Origin of the sequence: uncultured Bacteroides sp. (assembly GCF_902491285.1) — a bacterium.
In the GTDB taxonomy this organism is placed as follows: Bacteria; Bacteroidota; Bacteroidia; order Bacteroidales; family Bacteroidaceae; genus Bacteroides.
This window is the reverse complement of sequence record NZ_CABUHK010000059.1, coordinates 16,496-36,971: the sequence shown is the minus strand read 5'-3', so window position 1 is coordinate 36,971 and position 20,476 is coordinate 16,496. Positions and strand designations below refer to the sequence as shown.

At 42.7% G+C, this 20,476-nt stretch carries 15 protein-coding genes and 1 tRNA gene; 3 read left to right on the top strand and 13 right to left on the bottom strand.

Annotated elements, in window-relative coordinates; all coding sequences use genetic code 11:
- From RDN93_RS15020 to RDN93_RS15005, 4 genes are all read right to left on the bottom strand, one after another.
- Positions 1-1,367: ATP-binding protein (locus RDN93_RS15020; RefSeq protein WP_308746269.1), on the bottom strand; the 1,367-nt coding region annotated here is incomplete at its 3' end.
- 198 nt (positions 1,368-1,565) lie between these two features.
- Positions 1,566-1,820, bottom strand: coding sequence for a 30S ribosomal protein S20 (rpsT, locus tag RDN93_RS15015; protein ID WP_077152561.1), 255 nt, complete (start codon positions 1,818-1,820; stop codon positions 1,566-1,568).
- A 42-nt stretch (positions 1,821-1,862) separates the two neighbouring features.
- A tRNA-Glu gene (locus tag RDN93_RS15010) sits at positions 1,863-1,934 on the bottom strand.
- A 511-nt stretch (positions 1,935-2,445) separates the two neighbouring features.
- Complete coding sequence (locus RDN93_RS15005; protein WP_308746268.1) at positions 2,446-4,185, bottom strand: ATP-binding protein; 1,740 nt, start codon at positions 4,183-4,185, stop codon at positions 2,446-2,448.
- Between the two features lie 149 nt (positions 4,186-4,334).
- Here RDN93_RS15005 and RDN93_RS15000 point away from each other — a divergent pair, with 149 nt between their 5' ends.
- The gene (locus tag RDN93_RS15000) at positions 4,335-5,279 is read left to right on the top strand and encodes a hypothetical protein (RefSeq protein ID WP_308746267.1); all 945 of its coding nucleotides are present in this window, start codon (positions 4,335-4,337) and stop codon (positions 5,277-5,279) included.
- Positions 5,272-6,507, top strand: a complete 1,236-nt coding sequence (locus tag RDN93_RS14995) for an acyloxyacyl hydrolase (RefSeq protein WP_308746270.1) — start codon at positions 5,272-5,274, stop codon at positions 6,505-6,507. The genes RDN93_RS15000 and RDN93_RS14995 overlap by 8 nt, the downstream gene beginning before the upstream one ends.
- A 1,143-nt stretch (positions 6,508-7,650) precedes the next feature.
- Here RDN93_RS14995 and RDN93_RS14990 read toward each other — a convergent pair.
- The 8 genes from RDN93_RS14990 to RDN93_RS14955 all read right to left on the bottom strand — a co-directional run bounded on the left by RDN93_RS14990 (position 7,651) and on the right by RDN93_RS14955 (position 15,428).
- A complete protein-coding gene (locus tag RDN93_RS14990) occupies positions 7,651-8,625 on the bottom strand; it encodes a FimB/Mfa2 family fimbrial subunit (RefSeq protein WP_308746266.1) in 975 nt (324 codons plus the stop codon).
- A gap of 34 nt (positions 8,626-8,659) precedes the next feature.
- Entirely contained in the window at positions 8,660-10,153 is a 1,494-nt protein-coding gene (locus RDN93_RS14985) for an Mfa1 family fimbria major subunit (RefSeq protein ID WP_308746265.1), read from the bottom strand.
- Between the two features lie 25 nt (positions 10,154-10,178).
- Positions 10,179-11,594, bottom strand: coding sequence for a DUF3868 domain-containing protein (locus RDN93_RS14980; RefSeq protein WP_308746264.1), 1,416 nt, complete (start codon positions 11,592-11,594; stop codon positions 10,179-10,181).
- Positions 11,595-11,641: 47 nt separating this feature from the next.
- Entirely contained in the window at positions 11,642-11,833 is a 192-nt protein-coding gene (locus tag RDN93_RS14975) for a hypothetical protein (protein WP_308746263.1), read from the bottom strand.
- Positions 11,834-11,844: 11 nt separating this feature from the next.
- On the bottom strand, positions 11,845-12,408 hold the full coding sequence (locus RDN93_RS14970) for a DUF3575 domain-containing protein (RefSeq protein WP_308746262.1): 564 nt from the start codon (positions 12,406-12,408) through the stop codon (positions 11,845-11,847).
- 12 nt (positions 12,409-12,420) lie between these two features.
- Positions 12,421-13,473, bottom strand: a complete 1,053-nt coding sequence (locus RDN93_RS14965; RefSeq protein ID WP_308746261.1) for a DUF3868 domain-containing protein — start codon at positions 13,471-13,473, stop codon at positions 12,421-12,423.
- Between the two features lie 22 nt (positions 13,474-13,495).
- Positions 13,496-14,119 carry a DUF3575 domain-containing protein gene (locus RDN93_RS14960; RefSeq protein WP_308746260.1) on the bottom strand — a complete coding sequence of 208 codons (624 nt, stop codon included), beginning with the start codon at positions 14,117-14,119 and terminating at the stop codon, positions 13,496-13,498.
- A gap of 349 nt (positions 14,120-14,468) precedes the next feature.
- Positions 14,469-15,428 (bottom strand): tyrosine-type DNA invertase cluster 3b, encoded by a 960-nt coding sequence (locus tag RDN93_RS14955; RefSeq protein ID WP_308746259.1) that lies wholly within the window; start codon positions 15,426-15,428, stop codon positions 14,469-14,471.
- 140 nt (positions 15,429-15,568) lie between these two features.
- Between RDN93_RS14955 and recO the strand changes: the two genes are divergently transcribed.
- Positions 15,569-16,297, top strand: coding sequence for a DNA repair protein RecO (gene recO / locus RDN93_RS14950; RefSeq protein WP_308746258.1), 729 nt, complete (start codon positions 15,569-15,571; stop codon positions 16,295-16,297).
- A gap of 33 nt (positions 16,298-16,330) precedes the next feature.
- On the opposite strand, the gene RDN93_RS14945 is transcribed toward recO, so the two are convergent.
- Positions 16,331-20,386: a two-component regulator propeller domain-containing protein gene (locus tag RDN93_RS14945; protein ID WP_308746257.1), complete on the bottom strand. Its 4,056-nt coding sequence runs from the start codon at positions 20,384-20,386 to the stop codon at positions 16,331-16,333.
- Positions 20,387-20,476: the final 90 nt, after the last annotated feature.

Genomic DNA, 20,476 nt, shown 5'->3' with positions numbered 1-20,476 from the left:
AGGATAGCCTGGAACATACGGTTACGTCCCTGCTTGGCAGTACCACCTGCCGAATCACCCTCGACGAGGAACAATTCGCATTTAGTCGCGTCTTTGTCCGAACAGTCCGCCAGCTTGCCCGGCAGTCCACCGCCTGACATCGGCGACTTGCGTTGTACCATTTCACGGGCTTTTCTTGCAGCGTGACGTGCGGTAGCAGCCAGAATCACTTTGTCAACGATTGTTTTCGCTTCCTTCGGATGTTCTTCCAGATAATATGATAAAACTTCACCTACTGCTTGATCCACAGCTCCCATCACTTCGTTGTTACCCAACTTCGTCTTGGTCTGTCCTTCAAACTGGGGTTCTTGAACTTTCACGGAGATTACGGCAGTCAGACCTTCGCGGAAGTCATCTCCCGAAATGTCGACTTTCACCTTTTCCAGCATCTTGCTGTCTTCGGCATATTTCTTCAGCGTACGAGTCAGTGCACGACGGAAACCTGCCAGATGCGTACCACCTTCGATGGTATTGATATTATTGACGTACGAGTGAACGTTTTCAGAGAATCCGGTATTGTACATGATTGCTACTTCGATAGGAATCCCCTGTTTTTCCGAATTCAGGTAGATAACGTCGTTAATCAAGTGTTCGCGGGAAGACTCGATGAATCGTACGAATTCTCTCAGACCTTCTTCTGAGTAGAACTGCTCGCTCTTGAAGCTGCCATCCTCATTCACCACCCGGCGGTCGGTCAGGGTGATACGCAGACCGGCGTTCAAGTAAGCCAGTTCGCGCAGGCGTGAAGCTAGTATCTTATAGTCATAGACCGTTTCAATAAAGATGCTGCCATCCGGCCAGAACTGTTGCTTTGTTCCCGTGATGTCAGCCGTACCGACTTCCTTTACAGAGTAAAGCGGTTTACCAATCTCGTATTCCTGCTGGTAGATCTTACCGTTGCGGAATACTTGCGTTGTCATGTGAGTCGATAATGCGTTCACACATGACATACCCACACCGTGCAGACCTCCGGATACTTTGTAAGAACCTTTGTCGAACTTACCTCCAGCGTGCAAAACTGTCATGGCTACTTCCAATGCCGACTTCTTTTCTTTTTCGTGATAGTCAACCGGAATACCGCGTCCGTTGTCCTGTACTGTGATTGAATTGTCTTCGTTGATAGTCACTTCGATATGGTCGCAGTAGCCGGCCAGTGCTTCGTCGATAGAGTTGTCAACGATTTCGTATACCAAGTGGTGAAGTCCCTTTACGCCGATGTCACCGATGTACATCGCAGGGCGTTTTCTTACTGCTTCAAGACCTTCCAATACTTGGATACTATCCGCAGAATAAGACCCGTTATTGGGAGTGATTTGTTCTTCGCTCATAATTGCCTTTCTAACTTTAATAACAGAGCAAATATAGTGAAAAATGTCGATTTGGCGAAGAATAAACCGGGAAAAATGACGAATGAAAGTGTATTCTCTGCTTTCTTAACAGAACTGATAGTCAGATGTTTATAAACAAGAAAGGCCGAACTTTTAAAGTTCAGCCTGATGCTATGTAGAATTATTAAATTCTTGTTGTTAAGCGAGCTTGTTGATGTAGAGAGCCAACTTAGATTTCAGATTGTTAGCTTTGTTCTTGTGGATCACATTTGTTTTAGCTAACTTATCCAACATCTTTGTAATGCCCGGATACATTGCAACTGCTTCTGCTTTATCGGTAGTTGCGCGAAGCTTTCTAACAGCGTTTCTCATGGTCTTGCCATAATATCTGTTGTGAAGTCTTCTTGTCTCTTCTTGTCTGATTCTTTTCAGTGATGATTTATGATTTGCCATCTCGACTAATCTATTTTTTTAGTTCTTTATTCTTTTAACTTGTAGCCCGTGGGGGAATCGAACCCCCCTTTCAAGAATGAAAATCTTGCGTCCTAACCGATAGACGAACGGGCCATCCTGTTGTTGCATTTCTGCTTTTGCTTTCTCGAATCAGTGTTTGTTTCTCGATTGCGGATGCAAAGGTAGGAACTTTTTTGAAACTGACAAACAATTTGCGAGAAAAAGTAGAAGAAAATTTCACTTTTCTTCTAAACGTACTCTATTATATGCTGATATTCAATGGGATAAATAGTATTGTTTTGAATGAAAAAATTTCGTTCTCTTGAAAGAAAGACAGCAGATATGTTTTCACATATACCTTATTATATATAGGAAATGAAAAAACTTCATATTTGTGTCTTTTATTTATAACTAAATGATTATTTTGACGACTAACGGGGCAAATACCCGCAAAAGATGAATGACAATAAAGAGTTTATAGACATACTGCTGCAAAACAAGCGTTTGTAGAAAGCAGGCAGATTGAACAGATGCTCGCTAAAAAGAGAATGACCAATTATAAGAAGTAGTTGTGCTATGAAGGCATCTCCTTAGGGATTCCGACGTTTTTATATTCGGACATCTCTCACAGCTCCTTATGTAAAACCAGTTTCCAGCCTTTAAACACTAAAACGATACTCTTTAATTCTGTGGTTCCCTTATCTTGTAGAATCCATTCACTTGCTGCATACTGTTTCAGTTGTGTTTTGGCATCGACTGTCAATTTCTCTATTTCCATATCGGTGGCATCACGTTTGGCATACTTAACTTCGATGCAGTAACTGTACGCCATGTCGGGAAGTTGCAGCAAGCGGGGTTGCAGAAATATATCTGCATATCCTTTGTTGCTTTCATATTCGGGGCGGGCGATATAGTAGCTGTTCAACCCCAGATAAGCGAGAATGAAAGCTTTCACGTGTGCTTCTCCTTCGATAAATTCTCGGATACTGCTTTGATTGTCCAGCCGCTCGGCAATATGCTTGAAATAGGGTTTCCAATTACCTTCGTAAGCCATATCGTACATTAGGAAATTCAGTTTATCTAAGTCCAGACTGAGGTTTGTCGCTTGTTGATAGATATCGACCATATATCCATAGAGTTGCTCGCGCACAGTCTGGTTGGGAATGGAAAGTATATTCATCGGTCCTCGTGTCCCATGAATGGTGAGCATGCCATAATAATAGAGCAGGCTTTTGAAATTTTCAGCCTTGATAATATCTTCGGCAGGGAAACTGTCGGCGATGATTCCGGTAGTAGTTCCTTTTTCCACTATTTCCTGAACGACACTTGCATTTTCTCCAAAAGTCTTGTCAACGTGGATGAGGTGGCGCAGCTTGTTGTAGTCGGTGCGAATGTTGGCATCAAGCATATTGGTAGGAATGCGTTTGTTCAGCAAATAACGATTCATGAAGTAAAGCACCATATCCGAGTTGTACATGGATGGTTCGTCCAATGACTCTGTGGAGAAACAATAATTGTCGTACCATGGTTTCATCATTTCTATCAATTCGTCTGTAGTATGTGGCAACTCTGTACAGCTTTTGTAGTAATCTATAAGAGTACGTACTTCCTGTTCGTTGAACCCTATCATGTTATTGAATGCGGAATTGCTGCTATAGTTATCTGCAATGTTGAATCCGCTGGTAAGATCATCCATCGTAACGGGACTAACTCCGGTAAGGAAGATACGTTCAATCACAGAGTTTGAATAGTCTTTCACTACTTTGAGAAATCCCCGAAAGAAGCCGTTGCCGTGTGTGATGCTACGATAGCGTTCGTTACCATAATCTACCAGTATATTGTTGGCAAAGTTGTCATATTCATCAAGAATAAGGTATATTTTGTATCCCTTGTTTTGTGCACTTTGGCATAGTGAACCCAATAAAGCGGCTCCTGTACTTAGTCCTCGTAGTTTCTCAACAGCTTCTTTTCCTAACAGATGAGCATTTCTCTCTGCAAATCCATCCATTACTATTTTGCAGTAGGTATTGAATGTCTCTTCCAGTCGTTCCATATTGGCGGCTACACTACTGAAATTGAGCGTCAAAACCAGATACTTATTACGGTAAGGTGTAGGATGCTTGCCAATATACAGCCCGCCAAAAATTTCTTCGAACTTATCCTTTTTATTGATATCGTAGTATAGTCCGAGCATATTCAAGAAAAGACTCTTACCGAAACGACGGGGACGAACGAAGAAGAAAAAACGACTTGTATTTTCTACTAAGGCAATATAACGTGTCTTGTCTACATAGTAATAGTTATCACATATGATAGACTCAAAATCTGTCATTCCATAAGGTATTTTCTTTATTGCTGCATTCATAACCACTCTGTTTTTATAGTTGAGAACAAAAATAGCTTATTTTCTTTTATCAAGCAATTAAACAGAATGTTAATAACACTTCTTATAGCTATTGAGTTTAAAAATATATATTACCTTTGTTCCCAATGAAATGACAAGGACAAAACTACATGAAAACATACCTGAACTTCGCAACATATATTCTCATTCTACTTGAACTTTATAGTTGTAACGGCGACGTATTTGTCGACGATTTTCGTTCTTCCGATTCCGAACTGGCTTTGGACGGGAACGGTGATGCCGCAATCATTCAATTTGCATCCTCCAATTGGGACTTGCTGCAGGTACATACTTATGATGGCAGCTTTTCCTGTCAATATAAAGTTTACGATGCGGATAATAACCTGATAACGGAAGAACAAGTCCCGTACCTGAAAGGATTGGGTAAGATTGTGTGTGATGAGAATCGGACCGGTTTCATCATCGAGCGCAGTAATCCCAAAGAACTGAAATTTATAGTGGGTGAAAATATCCGCCCTGATCATTTTCATCTCATACTCATAGCGGGCAACGAGTATGAGTCTCAGGAAATATACGTCAACATCTCACCGTCAGACAGATATGTGCTCGATCGTATCACTTATTCTTTAAATGGATATTCTCATGCGCAGAAAATAGAGATGACAAAGAGCTTTGTACAATATAACGGTTGGGATATTGATTATCCATATCCGTTGATGCCTTACGAGAATGTTGATTATAAGGTGGTATTCAAAAGCTATAAGCCTGAGGCTTTTCAGCTACTGGGAGAAGGAAACCTGACAGTAGACATACCAAGCATTGAGAACGATAAATTGGCGATGTACGGTAAACAGGCGCAATATACTTCTATACAGCAAATGTTGCCTTTCCCGAATACGGAGCAGATAGAGGTTCCTATTCCACCTTTTACCGCCCAGCGTATCAGCCTGCTGATAGTTTATGAATGGTTTGAAACGGAATACACCCTTTATGCCACTCATCCCAAGACCGGGAAACAGCGGATTATAACTGGTATGTTGGAAAGCAAAATGCCGGTAAGCCATAAGGTAATACACGAAAATATCCATAAATAGAAATATGAACACTAGACGCTTACTATGCATTCTTTGTTTACTGGCACTTCCGGCTGTTGGCGGGAAACTGGATGCTCAGACTGTTGCGGAGCCTGTCAGGCAGCGGAATGACAGTGTGGGCCATGCATTTATCCATCAGATTGGTTTTGATATCCGTCCGGGCTATGTGGTTCCGACAAACAGTTTCCTTGCGGGAGACAATGCGCAGCAGAAAGCCATCGACCAATCACTTTCCCTACATCTGAAGTACGCTTTCCGGTTTAGCCCAAATTCCTGTTTGGGCAAGTTGTATCCTTCTGCTTATCAGGGCATCGGTGTTTCGTATAGTACTTTCTCCCGCCCTGACGAACTGGGAAATCCGGTGACTGTGTATGTATTTCAGGGTGCGCCTCTTATGCAGTTTTCCCGTCGCCTTTCGTTAGACTACGAGTGGAATTTCGGAGCTTCTTTCGGTTGGAAGAAATATGACGAACTATACAATCAAAAGAACATGGCTATTGGTTCTGAAATCAATGCATACATCAACCTGGGATTTTTCCTGAACTGGCAGCTTCATCCGCAATGGAAACTGGCGGCAGGTGTGGATTTTACTCATTTTTCCAACGGAAATACGCATTATCCCAATGGCGGACTCAATGCTATCGGTGGTAGAATCGGTGTCGTACGTACTTTTGACGCTACGGATGGTGCAGCAGGAGCAGCGGGCTCCAAGCGACTTTTTATAGAGCCACATGTCAGCTATGATTTGGTAGTATATGGTGCCACTCGCAAAAAAGGATTCGTCAAAGATAATGTGCCGAGTCTGGTTCCCGGTTCATTTGGTATTATAGGTCTTAATTTTGCTCCGATGTACAATCTCAACAACTATTTCCGGGCGGGACTCTCCGTGGATGCGCAGTATGACGAAAGTGCCAATATCAAAGATTATAAATTGGAAAGAACCTACTCGGATGAATTAAAGTTTCATCGTCCTCCTTTCCGGAAACAATTTGCAGTGGGGGTGTCCCTTCGGGCGGAACTCGTGATGCCTATTTTTTCAATCAATGCCGGACTTGGGCGAAACCTGATATGTAGTGGAGATGATACGCAGGGCTTCTACCAGATTCTCGCTCTCAAAACTTACGTCACGCGCCATTTGTTTCTGCATGTAGGATACCAGTTGAGCAAGTTTAAAGATCCCAATAATCTGATGCTGGGCCTTGGCTATAGATTCCATGACAAACGGTGAAAAGAATTATCTTTGTTGCATTCTTGTTATCATGCTTTTGGGGCCTCTGAAAAAGAAAAAACAAATTCATTTATCATATTCTCATGATTTTAATCTAAATCACTGTTGAATAGCGTATTAATCTATGAGAAATGTTTTTCTAAACAGGTATTTCTCATAGCTTTTCCTGCAAAATGGCTTTAATTTTGGTTATTTCTCATACTCGTTTGGTGCATTTCTCATAGATGCATGAACTGTCACATAGTAGGGGTGTGGATTTCTTGATATTCTTTACGATTATCTTGTGCTTTTTGCGGCTGATTTATAGGTCGATGACGTCTGATTTAATGCTGGTTTATAGGTTATGCTACTTATGTTGTTGTTACATCTTGCCTTCATTATGCTATTTTCCTATCAGCATCTGTATTATTCTACTCTAGTGCACAAGTCTGTCTACTTGAGTGAACAGGCTTGTGCACTAGAGTAAACAGTACTATCCACTAGAGTGGAACGGTTGGGATGTCCTTTCTAAAATACGATGATGTCAGGTGAAATACAAACGGGCACTTAGCCGTTTGCATATAAACAACGGCTTGATTGCGCATAAAGTAAGGTTATCCATCGTGGAAAAAGCGTAGTTGCATTGATTATGAGAAATACCTTGAAATACAATGATAAATGGATCTGTTTTAGGGTAAAATGCAGGATAAAGTATGAGAAATGCTGTTCCTTAAAAGTATTTCTCATACGTTATTGCTCTGATTATCTATGCTTTATCTAAAAATCATGAGAATATGAGAAATGAAATTGAAATGCTTGTATAGGTAAAAATGATAAAGAAGAAGGTAGTACATGATATTCTCATAATATATTTCAAATCATTAGTGTTCCGATTTTAACGGGACACTAATGATTTATCATTTCAGTTATCTATAAATAAGCAGTGCGTCCATTCCTCGCTCGGAATGGACGCACTTAACACAAACAAAACAAACAAATAAATAAAACGGCTTTTCTAGGGATATACCGTTTTATCAGGCATTTTGCATATAGTGGGAAACATATATGCGAAGAGGGCAATAAGCCCGCTCGGGTACTTCACAGTAGCCTTTCTTTAAACATCTCACCTATATTCCCATACAAAATATTATTTAGTCAAATTCTTTATGACTCCAGTTCTGAATCGTTCAGGCGTATGGTCCATCCGTTCACTTTCATTCGCGGACATATCTGTGGAATCCCCGTATCCGATGATTTGATAAAGAACAGGAGTGTATAAGAATCCTGACGGTCGAGATATTCCTGGTCGCCCATGTCACCAATATAATTGTAGATTTTGGATAACAATAAATATTGGGTGAGGGGCAGGCGAAGGATAATCTGTCCGCTGGGTATATGCTTTATAGATAATGTTGTGTTGTCTCCCTTCATGATGCGCAGCGTATTCAATCTGGCATGAATGACGGGAATCTGTTCGGACATTGTAGATACTTCCTGCCGATACGGCAGGTAGCAGACCGGAGTCATGCCGACAGGGGTGTTCGTGTAGTCTATTACGCCGTTGGCGGATTCTAGCGTGAAGACGAAGTCCTCTTGTCGTAGAGGGACATTGTTTTCATCCTGAAGAATACACGAAAAATAGTTCGTGTTTTTCACCAATCCGGCGGTGATGACCTGATATTCCTTACTGATAGTAATATTTTCAAGGCTACCGTGAAAGAGTGCATTCAGTTTCCTGGCAGATTGGTTCTTTTCGTCACATGCCAGCGATATATTCAGGGACTTTCGTTCCGTCTGTCCAGCTTTGAGATTTGGGAGCTGATACAGATTGTCGGATGCCCCTCCCCATATGAGCAGATGATAAGTCCCTTCGGGAAACGGCACTTTTACCATGCAGTAGCCTTGATGCAGTGTAATACTGTCTACGTCCAGCCGGTCCACATACTTGCCATTCTTGTCGAAGGCAAGAATGGTGATGTCGCCTACCTGCGTAGACGCGGCGTCCACGTTCAGGATATTATAGGTGTACGAGATTTTCAGCCAGGTTCCCGAAGGGCAGTCTGACAAGTCGTCGTTCACCCAGTCACAGGACGAGAACAACGCGACAACGCAAATAATATGTAGTAGAAATGAACGCATTTAGATTGGTTTTAGTTCAGGTGGCCGACGCTATTTATTCAAGTTCTACATCTTGATTACGTACGGCCCACGGAAAAACATTGATATTGATATCCAGTTCGGCTTTATATTCGTCCGGTTGTTCCGGGTCGATGAAAGGTTCACCGCTGCCAAGACCTGCCACCTTGCTGATAGACAGGCGGTATATGTTATTACGTACGATGCCGAATTCCATTACGCCCATTTCCGTTGAATTGTTATCCTCGTGCTTGATCCAGTAGTTGTAGTAGCATGAGTAGTTTTCTGTCTTCTGGAAACGCTTGATGCTATATTGGGCAAGAATCTCCGTAGCTGAATCATCGGTAATGTCTTCAGGCAAGTTGTTCAGAACCAACTTGCGGATAGCATCCACGCCGGTGTAGAAGTTGTAGTTGAAGTAGAACAGCTTGGTCGGCCAGTTGGACGGATTGCTTACATTGTCACCGTTTTCGTCGAAAACGCGGTCGGCGGCAATATCCATGTTCGCTTTGAACATCACTCCGGTGCTGTACGCATTCAATTGTGCATTGATGTACGTACAGTTCTCCAGGCAGTAGATGTGCGACCAACTGTTTGCCTGCGCCATGCCTGCCCAGTTGCTGTCGTTGATGTCCAGGTCTACTAACGCCTGTGCGAAGAATCCGTCGGCATTGGTGAAGTCTTTGGCACCTTCTACTGTCTTCTTGAAGAAATAAGGGTCGATTACATACCCGTTGTTATCATTGATGTCGCCGAAGTTTTCGTCCGTGTATGCACCCGGTTCCCGGAAGTCATTCAGTACGGCCGTGTGGCGGAATGTATAGAACTGTGTCGCCAGGTTCAACATTCTGAAATTATTGAGCTTGATGGTGCAATAGACCTTTCCGGCAGGGTCTTTCAGCGGGAATGTTTCCTGCTTTTGAGCCACCTCGATTTTAGCGACCACACGCTCCAGGCCGATGGAAACACTGGTCACCTTGTCAGAGTCGGTAGGTTTGTTTACCTCTACATTCAGATTGGCGGCACCACGGTTTGTCATGACAAATCCGCTTGCGGGTACGCTTGGAATCTTTCCTTCACTGTACGTAATGCCGTCGACAGCGTTCAGGAAAGCATCTTGTGTGCTGATATCTCCGGTGACGGCCTTTCCGTTCGCGATGGCGAAGATATTGTAAGTCCCTGGATTGACTGTGATTTTGTCGGCAGTGTACTGTATTTTCTGACCGTCCACACCGGTCTGGCTGATGTTCTTCAGTTCCTGCTGGTCTTTGAGAGTTTTAGTTGTCGAGTCGAACAGATAGACAGTAAGGCTTTTTACAGCATATTCCTCTTTCGACCCTACTTCCGTGACGCCCGATGATTCGGCGCTGCGGCTGAGGGCTACGTTCGGAATTTCGAAGAACAGGGCAAGGTTGCCGTTAGAATCCGAATGAGTCTCATCGGAAAAAGCTACGTCTGCATCATTGATGCAACTGTACTGTGTGACTGCTGCAAATAAAAGCAGCGACATTAACTGATTGAATCTTTTCATCTTACTTTGATTTTAATTAAATAAATTATTTAAATTCCCCAATTTGTTTTAAGTTTTCATCCGCTTGCGGCAATCCTGCGTCTTTGGCCTGCCGGAATAGTGTTTCTGCTTTCTCGTAATCTCCCTGAAGGAAACAGGCGACCCCTTCTGCCAATGTCTTTTCCGGCACTGCCGGAGCTTTCCGGAGAAAAGCGGTGGCAGTCTTTGTGTCTTTTTGCATCAGGGCTATGCAGGCAGCGTTCAGGTTCGCAGTAGGATTATCGGGAAACAGTTGTACGGCAGTCATAAAAATCCTGTTGTACATTTTGCTTCCCGGAGAGTGTGTGAGTGCGAGACGGAACATCTCTTCCAGACTCAAATTCTTAGGATTCGTATCGAATACCTTCTGCGATTCCTCTACCGTAAACGGGCGTACATGATACTCGACAGTATAGTCGGAATGTCTGAGTAAAGTGAACCAGTGTCTCGATGCAAAACGGTAGAACGCCGGAAACCGGCTCTTTATCATCTTTTCTTTATGGTCGGGATGACGGTCGCTTGTCACAATTCTCATGATTGCCTCTTTCTGCTGAAAAACCGTATCGCCAAGAAGCGCCTCAAACCCTTCCCAGTCTTCGGGCGTATAGGATGTGTGAATATCCTTTCCTTCGAATGTGTATAACCGGCTTACGTATTCTTTCAATGCTTGCGTGCGTTCGCGGGACAGTCGTTCGTTTATCCGCAACGGCCCGTCCGGTGATGCATAACCGTGAATACTGATGTGTGTGATGCTTACATTACTGTCTTTTTTGATGGTGTTGATTGTTTCTATGATTTTGTTCAGTTCGGCTGCATTATTACTGTACTTGTCATTAATGACAGCTACATTGACGGGAAAGTCAATGAACGCCGATCCTTTCTCCTTTCTGATTTTCGATTTCTCGATTTGCGGAGTCAGGAACGCAAGTTGCGGAGCAGGCATTGGCTGTGGATGCAGGCGGGCGATGCAGGTGAAGTCTTCCGTACCGGGAATACCGCAACCGCAACTCCTCTCTATCAGTGAGAGCGCAGCCCGGTTCATCCATTTCTCAAACGGAACGGATTGCAGGTAATGCATAGTCTGCCTGACTCCGTTTTTTCTTTGCAGGGCTTGGGCTTCCTTTTCTTTTTTACTTGTCTCCCGCTGGAAAATGATATGTTGTTTCCGGCTGTTGATATAAATAGGCGGCAGCTCCAACTGATGCTCCGGACTGTCAGTGATAACAGGAACGAGCACCATTGATTCATTGGGCGAGAAGTCGCGGGTGATGTCTATCGAAATAGAAACCACTAACTCTTTCCCCATCTTATACAGGCTAGAGGAAGTAGTGCGAACGGAGCCCTGCTCTTTCGTTACAACCGTTTGAGCTTGTATCGAAAGGGATAGAATGAGCGCAATAATAAAAAATCCTCTTGTCTTCATAGTTGCAATAATCTGTATTTCTTCATTTCATACCGGTGTGGTGTATGTCACCAGGGATAAATTTGGGAGATTATTCCATGTTGTTGTAATTCTTCCAATATCTTTATATCCTTCTTGTTTTTGCTGATACCGCCATGTCCCAGGTGATATACCCGCCAGGGAGTGCTTTGGTATTTGCGTGCTATCCGGAGGTAGATGCTTCTTCTTTTCGAAAACCAAACTTTCCATATATTCTTCATACTTCGTTCTTTTAAAATAGATAAACCAAACTTATGGATGCTTTGCTGGGGCCTATATAGTGATAGTGTCCTTTATCACGTAATCCGGCACATTTCCTGACGCAGTTGTATTGTTTATAATGAATGAAATCGTACCCCACTCCCAAGCTCGTCTCTACATTCCAATGGTCGTTCAGCATCCAATGGTAGCCGCAACTGATGCCACCTCCTGCAAGCCAGCCCTCATATCGGTATTTCTTCAGATGGGAAAATATGCCGAAAGGTAGCTTCTTCCCGCCGACATTAAATTGTGCCCCATTGAGATAAGCTCCCCAGAAAAAACCGTTAAACTTCTGGCAAGTCCAGTATTTATATTCGGGCTGTATCAGCCAGTAGCGGTTCGCGTACATTTCACTCCGTTTCCACGGTCGCAGGCTACCTGCCAGTTCGACGGTGTTCTTGTTTCCTATGGCATAAGAGATTCCGGCTCCGAAAGCCCCGTCGATGGCCGGAAGCGTGTTGAGCCTGACGGATACTTTTTGTGAATAGCCGTCAAGGCAACCGGATAATATGAGCAGGAGTATGAAATATCTCATTGTATCTGTCGGTTAAGGCCGTTTGTTATTCTCGAAAAAGACATTCAAATTGTACGCGGCTTCCTCGGAACCTTCCGCTTTGGCGGCTTTCAATATGCGGATGCCTTCGTATGTATTTCCTGTCATTAGTTCATATACACCCCGGCAACTCTTGTAGGCCAGTCCTTCGTGCAATGCCATCGAAAGAAATTTACTAGCCGATTTCGTGTCCCCCTGTTCGATGGCGGCTGCGGCTGCATTAAGGTTGGCGGCAGGATGCACCGGATACAACTTGACGCTGATATTGATAATCTGATAAAATTTCGCCTTGTTGTCCGCGTATGACAGTGCCACCGTATAAAGTTCGCGTAGCGATAACATCTGCGGATTGATATCCGCCATAATCTTCGCTTCTTCAAGATTGAAGTTCAGCTCTTTCTGGTTGCGAATATCCACATCATCCGATGCCGGTGAAACATACGAACCTTTGTATTTCAGTTTTCTGTTGGCCGGAGCCGGAGATGTTACGTTGCCGCTTGCTGTTGCCGGCGGAGGTGCTTGCTGAACCGTCGTACTGGTCACGTTCACATCGGGCGGAAGCACTGCGTACTGTGGCGCGATGATTAACGTATCTTTTAGCGTCTGTTCGCCTTCGGGTCTGACAATTGTTCTTCGCAGGTACACTGTGGCATCGTTCATCCAGTTTTCCGCCGGCAATGCCGTGCGATAGGCAATGGTGCGGGGATGTTCGTCATCAATGACCGCCACGAGGTATGCCGGACTGTGTTCCTTACCGTCTCTTTTTTTACGCAGTATCTGGTTGCGCAGGTATAATTTCTGTTTCTGCTTACCGTTCAGGTGGATGGCGGGCAGCAACATTCTCCGGTCTTGGCAGGTTAGGACAGGTGTCAGTATGACGGCGTTTTTCGGGTTCATGTCCTCTATCTCTACCGATATGTCCATCGAAAGAAGTAGTGAGTCTGCCCGTACTCCCAGAAAATGGGGGGTGATATCCAGCTTGACATTTTGCGCCGGAAGCAGATTGCATGTCAACAGGCAGAGCAGGATGAATGTTTTCGTTCTCATTTTATGCGTTTATTAGATTGATTTATTGGATGAAGTACACGACTGATATTCCTATTTGCGTGGGCCCCCAGTAGTTGTAACTGGATTTTTCTATCAGGGGCGCACCTGCGGGTTGTCCATAGCGTTTGTAGTTGAGGTGGGCATATCCCAATGAGATTCCCGCTTCCAGATTCCACTGGGGACTAATCATCCATTGGTAACCGCTGGAGATGCCGAACCCTGCCAGATTGCCTTGGTATCGGTTGTTGGCAGAGGGAAATATCCCACCGGAATTGAACAGTCCATAGTGAAACTGCAGACCGATAAAGCTCCCTGCAAATGCTTCGTTGAACCATTTACGGTATTCCGGCTGTATGAGGAAATGCTTTATTTTCTTGTTGTTGCCGAAGCTCCACGGATTATAGTTGACGGACAGACTGAGGGTATGTGTATCGTCGCAACGAATCTCTCCACCCAGATTGAGTGAAGTAGTGAGGTCGTAAAGCAGATTACTCTTGATAGCTATGTTCTGCCCGCAGAGGTTCGGGGCAGGCAGAATAGAAGCAATAAAGATGAAAAGGACGACCAGCCTGTGACTCGTCGTATACTTCCATCTGCTGTCGGTCGACAGCCATAGATATTTACTGATATCGGGTTTGTGTGTCATAAATATTTGTTTATGTGTGTCCGTTACTTCTTAGGTAACGGAATCTCATTAACATGACAGGAATGTGCAGAGTCAAAACAGGAAAAAGACAGCGGTCTTTTATAAATAAAATGTATTTGAATGCTTTCGGACGAAAAAATGTCTGGTAGTCAGCAATAAATAGTTTGAACATGAAAGGAGTCTGCTTCATGTTCTGACCTGTTATTTTATTTTTTCAAAGAAAAAGAATAAAATAAGAACTGATTTATTTGGATTATGGGATTTTTTTATATATCTTTGTGCCGTATTTATATCCGTTACCTAAGAAGTAACAGATGTGTTAAAGTGTTTGTTTATAGCGTGTTATTGATTAGTGATTGCTTTTTCTGTAAGATTCGATGTAAGAACAATTTATTCTATTGGCTTCTGTCCTTTCTTTTAATCCGAAACCTTTCAAATAAGTCTGTGTTGTCTTGATTGATTTGTGTCCCAGTGATTCACTAATCATCTCGATGGAGATTCCCTGATACTTTGCGTTTGTTGCCCAGGAATGTCGGATAGTATATGAGGTGACGGGTGATTTCAGGTGCAATTCTTTCGACAGGCTTTTCAGTTGGTTATTAAACCGGCGCAGAGCCGACTGGTATTCTTTGTAAACACCCTCGTCTTTCCGTGGCTTGTCGCCTTTCATGATATTGAACAGATAGTCCGGATAATCCTCCCTCGGTTCGTTGTTGTTGCGTAGTCTGTTCATCTCTTTTTTCGACATATCCAGTATTTCAAGGCTCATCGGCGTGCCTGTCTTTACACGGTTATATCTGAGAACGCCTTGCTCCAACGCCGATTTTTCTATATGTGCGAGGTCTGAGAACGGCATACCACAAAACTGGAACATCAGTCGTGCGATGGCTTGTGTGCGGCTCAGATGTTCGGACGGGGGAGTCTTGTAAAGAAGGGTATGCAATTCGTTGGGCGGCAATGCTTTCTTTTGCCGTACATCGACTCCTGTGTACACATCGCGGAACAAACGCGGGATAAAGCGGGCGATACCTGCTTCCACGCCACGGTTGTAAATGCTGCGCAGCATACGCATATAAGTAGAGACTGTATTCGGTCTTAGCCCGTATTCGTGAAGATACTGTCCGTACCGTCTCAGGCTGTCGCGTGTGATTTGCGCGAATGATATGCCCGGCGTAGCGCAGAACTTTGTGAATGAAAGAACGGCGTTCTTATACACGTGTGCTGTCGAATAGCGCCCTTCCTCTTGTAGCTTCCGTATATACGCTTTGGCACATACGGTAAATCCATTTCTGTTACTTTTTTGTTTCATAAGCTTGTTTATCTTTATATGTTAGTCAGGAACAATAACAAAAGTAGTTATCTTTTTTGTTGTTAATGCCTATGAAAACTCTCCGATTGCCATGTAATTTTTTGTAATTTTGTTCCGGATTGATAATGAGGTAGTCTGCTATGTTGCAAAAAACGAAAGGAATTGTTCTTCATACGCTGAAATATAATGATACGTCTATCATTGTAGATATGTACACGGAGTTGTCCGGCAGGGCTTCTTTCCTTGTGGCAGTGCCTCGTTCGCGAAAGGCGGCAGTGAAGTCCGTTCTGTTCCAACCGTTGTCTTTTATTGAATTTGAAGCTGATTACAGGCCGAACGCTACACTCTATCGGGTGAAGGAAGCGAAATCTTTTTATCCTTTTTCGTCTATTCCTTATGACCCGTACAAGTCTTCGATGGCGCTTTTTCTGGCTGAGTTTCTTTATCGGGCTGTCCGTGAAGAAGCGGAGAACCGTCCGTTGTTTGCCTATCTGCAACATTCTATCATTTGGCTGGACGAGTGCAGTGAGGGTTTTGCCAATTTTCATCTGGTCTTTCTGATGAGGCTTTCCCGTTTCCTGGGGCTTTATCCCAATCTTGACGATTATCATGCCGGCGATTATTTCGACTTGCTGAATGCTTGCTTCACTTCCATTCGTCCCCAGTTGCATTCATCTTATATCAATCCCGAAGATGCCGGGCGGCTTCGGCAACTGATGCGTATGAATTATGAGACGATGCATCTCTTCGGCATGAGCCGTGCGGAACGTGCCCGCTGCCTGACGATTATAAATGATTATTATAGCCTGCACCTGCCGGACTTCCCGGCTTTGAAATCACTGGAGGTATTGAGGGAATTGTTTGATTAAGCATTGCTGAAATTGTATTAGATAATTTTAGTTTTACGTCTTGAATCCAGGTTTATTGGTCGTTCCCTCATCCTCGGAGGGGCTGGTGTCTCCTTTCCGGTAAGTTTGTGGGGTGACGTGGTATCTCTCCTTAAAACATTTGCTAAAATATTTGGGAACATTGAAACCTACCTGGTCTGATATTTCCGCAATATTCAGTTCCATGTTGTTCTTCAGTAAGAATGCTGCACGTTTCAAGCGGAGAGTCATAATGAAATCAGCAGGTGTCTGCCCTGTAATGGCTTTTAACTTGGAGAAAAGTTTTGTGCGGGAAATACTCATGTGCGTTGCCAGCATATCTACATTGAAATCTCCATTCTCCATTTCCTGTTCGATAATTTCCATCACTTTATCCATGAACTTCTTGTCCATTATGTTGTTGGTCAGAATTTGTACGTTTCCTTGTGGCTGTTTGCTGAACTTCTCTTGCATTATGATCCGGTTATTGACCAGATTGTTACAGCGGGACAGCAAGATATTGATGTTAAACGGTTTGGTAATATAATCATCCGCTCCCATTCTCAATCCTTCCAGGTTGTGCTCGATGGCGGTTTTGGCCGTCAGCAGAACTACAGGTATATGGCAGGTATCAAAATCGGTTTTAATGGCTTGGCAAAGTTCCGTACCGGACATCTCCGGCATAATGATATCGCTGAGCACGATGTTGGGATTTTCGGAACGTACTTTCTCCAGCCCTTCCTTGCCGTTGGAAGCGGTAATGACAATATAGAATTCTTCGAATATTTTGGTCAACATTTCTTTTAATGAGTCGTTGTCCTCCACAATAAGAATTTTATACTCTCCTTCCTTTAGTCGGGTGTCATTGTTTGAAGCTGTTTGTTCCGACAACAGATATTGTTGGAACTCTGCACTTAACTCATTAACTTCATTAGATGTAAATGTATCTTTTGTGTCACAGATTTGTTCGGAGGTAAAGTGTTCTTTTCCGGTTTTCAGATGTATGCAGAAGGTAGTGCCTTCTCCCAATTCACTGGAAACTTCAATACTTCCATGATGTAGTTCGACTATGCCTTTAGAAAGCGAAAGGCCGATGCCGGTACCTACATAGAACAACGAATCCAACTGTTCCGTTTGATAAAAACGGGTAAAGATATTGCTGATGTCTTTGGCAGCTATTCCCGAGCCATTGTCCGTTACGTCAATGAGAACCTCCTGATTCCTTTTCCGGATGGATATGGAAATTATTCCTCCGGCTTTTGTGTGTTTAAAGGCATTGGAGATAAGATTGTTTATCACTTTTTGCATCTGCTTGGCATCGTACCATAAACTGATATTGTCACTACTCTTCTCGAAGTTGAAAGTGATCTGGCGTTGTACTGCATATTCCTGAAAAAGGAGATAATGTTCATATACGAAGTCCACAATATTATGCTCGCTGACCTTGATAGTCATGTAGCCTTGTTCCTGCTTGCGGAAGTCAAGTAGTTCGGTGATCAGCCCCCTCAACTGTAAACAGCTTTTGTATACCCCTAGTATTTTGTTGTAAACGTTGGGAGCAAAGGAACGCATCTGTAGTAACATTTCCATTTGTCCGATGATGAGTGTTAGAGGAGTACGGAATTCATGTGAAATGTTGGTGAAGAAACGTAATTTGGCTTGGTTGAGTTTTTCGATATCTTCGGCATGCTTTTTTTCATATTTCAGCGATTCTTGAAGTTGGATTCGGCGATGGTAGGTACGTATGAGGTAACATACAATACCCGCAATACATATAAAATATAGTAGGTATGCCCAAATCGTATGATAGAAAGGAGGTAAGATCTCTATTTGCAATCTGCTTGGTGGAACCAGGCTTTCATTGATATTTCTGGCCTTGACAACTAATGTATATTTACCGGGATTTAGGTTGGTGTATGTAATGACATTTTGTTCCAGACTGTTCCATGTATTAGAAAAACCTTCCAGGCGGTATATGATTTTATCTTTATTGAAAGGTATATAGTCGGTTGTGGTATATTCAATGCTGAATATATTTTGATTAGGTTTAAGAGTGATTTTTGGGGTATAAGTTATGTCTCTAGTCAATATGCTGTCTTTATCTCCTACATTGATGTCCTTTCCGTTCACGATAAGTCGGAATGGATAGATGCGGTAAGAACGAGGAGATTCTTCAAGTTCTTTCTCGAAGAAAGAAATAATTCCGGTGGTTCCTCCAATGAATATTTCTCCTTTTTTGTTTTTGTAAAGTGCATTTTCATTGATACAACTTAGCGGGAGTTCTTCATAATTCTTGAATCTTTTCTGCTGATAGTCTAATATGGAGAATCCTTTGTCGGTAGTTACAAGTAGTCTGTTTGGCGATAGCTCGCAGATATTGTAAATAATGTTACTTGCCAAGCCGTTTTTGCTCATATCGAAGTTCTCGAAGTCATCCGTTTCTCTGCGGTATAAATCCAATCCATTTTCATTAGTACAGAACCATAATCTGTTCTGACTGTCTTCATAAATGGAATTGATACTGTTGCTACTGATGCTGTGCTCATTGGCACTCTTATACTTGTATATTGACAGTTTTTGAGTGCCAAAGTCGTAAGCGCAGGCCCCATTGTTGTTATTGGCTATCCATAAAATACCTTTGTGGTCGAGGGTTAATCCGAAACTGGATATGGTATTGTTGAATGCCACTTCATCGTGGAATAACGGTTTACATGTTCCGGTTTCAGGATTGAACAAACCGATTCCGTTGTTGGTTGCTAATATTAATCGCCCTTGATAGGGTAAAATATCTTCAATAAGATTGGATGGAATAGATGTTCTATCCCCCTTCTTATATTTATAATTGGTGGAGCGGCCGGTTTTTAAATCTAATTTGTTAAGTCCTTCCAGATGAATGCCGAACCACATTACTTTTTGGATGGAGTCGTAGTAGATTGCTCTTACATTTCCTTGTCTATAATTGTTGGGAGTATTTTTATCAGTATACCATTGATAGGTTTGGGTGACCGGGTCGTATTTATTAATTCCGCCCTTCTCTGTACCTATCCATAAATTCCCCTCGTCATCTTCGGTCATACGTTTAACGATAGGAGAGCTTAAACCTTCTTTTTCCTTGGAAGAAGTCTGGTATTCACGATAAATCTGTTTCTGTGGATTGAAATAGTTAATTCCTCCGGAATATGTCCCTATCCAAATGGTTCCTTGTAAGTCGCAATGTAATCCCCAGATGGAAGAGTTACTTAGACTTTTGCTGTTTTCTTTTTTCACATAACGGGTGAACTTTCTGGTTTGCTTGTCATACTTGTTAAGTCCGTTGAAAGTTCCTATCCATATATTTCCTTGCTTGTCTTCGCAACACCTGTGTGTATAGTTGGAACTGATGGTGGAAGGATCATCTGCTTCATATAAGAAATTATTAATCTGTTTGCCTTGTATGCAGTATACTCCGTGGCCTGATTTGGCAGTTATCCAATAGCAACCGGAAGAATCTCTGATGATATCGGAAATGTTTCCTTCTTTGATAGGCTGGGTCAGTTCCTTTTGTGCGTTGAGTATATAGAGTCCTTTGTTGGTTCCTATGAGAACAGAGTCGTTGTATACGTATAATCTTTGGATAATGCTATTATTTTGAGGCATCTTATAGAACAAATCGAATTTTGTTCCATCGTACTTGAATATTTGGTTTGAAGTGGCAGCGTATAGATATTCAGAAAAGAATTCTGCCCGTGTGCTTTTCTTTATGATAGGAGTAAATTGCCCTTTTTCTATGTCATAAGCGGAAATACCCCTGTTGGTCATGATATAAACGTGGCCGTTTTGGTCTCCTGTGATGTGATAAATATCATTGTATAGAATACTATTTGAGTTGTTTTTCTCTTTTTGATAGATTTTGAAATCTTTTCCATTGTATAAGCTGACTCCATTTCGTGTGCCGAACCACATAAATCCACGTTCATCCTGATAAATGGAAATAATAGAATTGTGTGATAGACCATTGTCGGTAGTCAAATGCCGGAAAGATATGCTTTGTGTACTACATGTAAGTATGTGTACACATAAGAAGTAGCAGATTAAAAAGATTCTGTTTCTCATAATCTTTAGGTATAGTAATCATTATTTAAGATTTGCAAATATAGTTTTTTTGTCGTGAGGAGGAAAACGTGATGTTGTGTTGTTAGGTGT

Bases quoted from the DNA above. Each gene is read 5' to 3' on its own strand.
- RDN93_RS14960 (WP_308746260.1), bottom strand. From the start codon at position 14,119: ATGACACACAAACCCGATATCAGTAAATATCTATGGCTGTCGACCGAC.
- RDN93_RS15000 (WP_308746267.1), top strand. From the start codon at position 4,335: ATGAAAACATACCTGAACTTCGCAACATATATTCTCATTCTACTTGAA.
- RDN93_RS14980 (WP_308746264.1), bottom strand. From the start codon at position 11,594: ATGAAGACAAGAGGATTTTTTATTATTGCGCTCATTCTATCCCTTTCG.
- RDN93_RS14970 (WP_308746262.1), bottom strand. From the start codon at position 12,408: ATGAGATATTTCATACTCCTGCTCATATTATCCGGTTGCCTTGACGGC.
- rpsT (WP_077152561.1), bottom strand. From the start codon at position 1,820: ATGGCAAATCATAAATCATCACTGAAAAGAATCAGACAAGAAGAGACA.
- RDN93_RS14965 (WP_308746261.1), bottom strand. From the start codon at position 13,473: ATGAGAACGAAAACATTCATCCTGCTCTGCCTGTTGACATGCAATCTG.
- RDN93_RS14975 (WP_308746263.1), bottom strand. From the start codon at position 11,833: ATGAAGAATATATGGAAAGTTTGGTTTTCGAAAAGAAGAAGCATCTAC.
- RDN93_RS14985 (WP_308746265.1), bottom strand. From the start codon at position 10,153: ATGAAAAGATTCAATCAGTTAATGTCGCTGCTTTTATTTGCAGCAGTC.
- RDN93_RS14945 (WP_308746257.1), bottom strand. From the start codon at position 20,386: ATGAGAAACAGAATCTTTTTAATCTGCTACTTCTTATGTGTACACATA.
- RDN93_RS15005 (WP_308746268.1), bottom strand. From the start codon at position 4,185: ATGAATGCAGCAATAAAGAAAATACCTTATGGAATGACAGATTTTGAG.
- RDN93_RS14990 (WP_308746266.1), bottom strand. From the start codon at position 8,625: ATGCGTTCATTTCTACTACATATTATTTGCGTTGTCGCGTTGTTCTCG.
- recO (WP_308746258.1), top strand. From the start codon at position 15,569: ATGTTGCAAAAAACGAAAGGAATTGTTCTTCATACGCTGAAATATAAT.
- RDN93_RS14955 (WP_308746259.1), bottom strand. From the start codon at position 15,428: ATGAAACAAAAAAGTAACAGAAATGGATTTACCGTATGTGCCAAAGCG.